Source organism: Streptomyces sp. NPDC003943, from assembly GCF_053605265.1.
Genome location: NZ_JBSGIW010000188.1, coordinates 1 through 2038, shown reverse-complemented (window position 1 = coordinate 2038; position 2038 = coordinate 1). Strand labels below are relative to the sequence as shown.

At 70.7% G+C, this 2038-nt stretch carries 3 protein-coding genes; all 3 read right to left on the bottom strand.

Annotated features, from left to right (window positions below; all coding sequences use genetic code 11):
• Positions 1 to 93: 93 nt before the first annotated feature.
• A complete protein-coding gene (locus ACWEV0_RS35860) occupies positions 94 to 1050 on the bottom strand; it encodes an electron transfer flavoprotein subunit alpha/FixB family protein (RefSeq protein WP_453153995.1) in 957 nt (318 codons plus the stop codon).
• Positions 1051 to 1083: 33 nt separating this feature from the next.
• On the bottom strand, positions 1084 to 1869 hold the full coding sequence (locus tag ACWEV0_RS35855; RefSeq protein WP_453153994.1) for an electron transfer flavoprotein subunit beta/FixA family protein: 786 nt from the start codon (positions 1867 to 1869) through the stop codon (positions 1084 to 1086).
• A gap of 28 nt (positions 1870 to 1897) precedes the next feature.
• Positions 1898 to 2038: acyl-CoA dehydrogenase family protein (locus tag ACWEV0_RS35850; RefSeq protein ID WP_329849561.1), on the bottom strand; the 141-nt coding region annotated here is incomplete at its 5' end.

Below are 2038 nucleotides of genomic sequence, written 5' to 3'. Positions count from 1 at the left end.
GGGTTGGTTGTTAGCGCGTCCCGAACGTTAAAACGAACACGCGTAATGGGGGGGGTGGCACAGAGTGCCACCCGCCCCTTTCGCCGTTTCCGATCAGCGGGCGCCGATCTCGTCCGTCAGCTGCGGCAGCACCTCGAACAGGTCGCCGACGACGCCGTAGTCGACCAGGTCGAAGATCGGGGCCTCCGCGTCCTTGTTGACCGCGACGATCGTCTTCGACGTCTGCATGCCGGCCCGGTGCTGGATCGCGCCGGAGATGCCCGCCGCGATGTACAGCTGCGGGGAGACCTGCTTGCCGGTCTGGCCCACCTGGTTGGAGTGCGGGTACCAGCCCGCGTCCACCGCGGCGCGCGAGGCGCCGACGGCCGCGCCGAGCGAGTCGGCCAGCTTCTCGACGACCGCGAAGCCCTCGGCCGCGCCGACACCGCGGCCGCCCGAGACGACGATCGCCGACTCGGTCAGCTCCGGACGGCCGGTGGCGACCCGCGCGGTGCGCGAGACGACCTTGGCGGCGTTGCCGGTGAAGGCGACCGAGACGTTCTCGACGGCGCCGGCGGCCGGCGCGGCCTCCGGGGCGGCCGAGTTCGGCTTGACGGTGATGACCGGCACGCCGTGCGAGACGGTCGACTTCACCTGGTACGAGGCGGCGAACACCGACTGGGTGGCGACCGGGCCGTTCTCGCCGGCCTCCAGCTCCACCGCGTCCGTGATCAGACCGGACTCCAGGCGCAGCGCCACGCGCGCCGCGACCTCCTTGCCCTCGCCGGACGAGGTCACCAGGACGGCGGCGACGCCCTTGTCCCTGGCGATCTGGGTCAGCGCGTCGACCTTCGGCACGACGAGCTGCTCGGCGAACTCGGCGCCGTCCGCGACGTACACGGTCGCCGCGCCGTACTCGCCGGCCGTCGCGGCGATCGAGGCCGCGGCCTCGCCGGCGCCGAGGACGACCGCCGAGGGCTCGCCGATCCGGCGGGCCAGCGTGAGCAGTTCGAGGGCCGGCTTGCGGACCGCACCGTCGGCGTGGTCCACGAGAACCAGGATCTCAGCCATGATTCCTTGCTCCTGAGGGATGGTGACGGTGGGTCAGATGAACTTCTGCTCGGACAGGAAGGCGGCGAGCTGCTTGCCGCCGTCGCCCTCGTCCGTGACGATCGTGCCCTTGGTGCGGGCCGGGCGGGCGGTGGCCGAGTCGACCAGGGTCCAGGAACCGCCGAGGCCGACCGTGTCGGCGTCGATGCCGAGGTCGTCCAGGTCCAGCTCCTCGACCGGCTTCTTCTTGGCGGCCATGATCCCCTTGAAGGAGGGGTAACGGGCCTCGCCCGACTGGTCGGTGACCGACACGACGGCCGGCAGCGGGGCCTCCAGCTGCTCGCTGGCGGCGTCGCCGTCGCGGCGGCCCTTCACCGTGCCGTCCTCGACGGACACCTCGGAGAGCAGCGTCACCTGCGGCACGTTCAGCCGCTCGGCGAGCAGCGCCGGCAGTACGCCCATGGTGCCGTCGGTCGAGGCCATGCCGCAGACGACCAGGTCGAAGCCGGTCTTCTCCAGGGCCTTGGCGAGGATCGCCGAGGTGCCCATGACGTCGGTGCCGTGGATGTCATCGTCGTTGACGTGCACGGCCTTGTCGGCGCCCATCGACAGCGCCTTGCGCAGCGCGTCGGTGGCGTCGTCCGGGCCGACCGTGATGACGGTGACCTCGGCGTCGTCCGCCTCCTCGGAGATCCGGAGGGCCTGCTCGACCGCGTACTCGTCGAGCTCCGAGAGGAGGCCGTCCACGGCCTCGCGGTCGGTGGTCAGGTCGTCGGCGAAACCGCGGTCGCCGGACGCGTCGGGAACGTACTTCACACAGACAGCGATCTTCAGGGTCACGGCCTGTCTCCTTTCAACGAAGAGGTGGTTACGGGAGGTTGCGGGCCATGACGATGCGCTGGACCTGGTTGGTACCTTCGTAGATCTGGGTGATCTTGGCGTCGCGCATCATGCGCTCGACGGGGTAGTCGCGGGTGTAGCCGTAGCCGCCGAGGAGCTGGACGGCGTC

Bases quoted from the DNA above. Each gene is read 5' to 3' on its own strand.
- ACWEV0_RS35860 (WP_453153995.1), bottom strand. From the start codon at position 1,050: ATGGCTGAGATCCTGGTTCTCGTGGACCACGCCGACGGTGCGGTCCGC.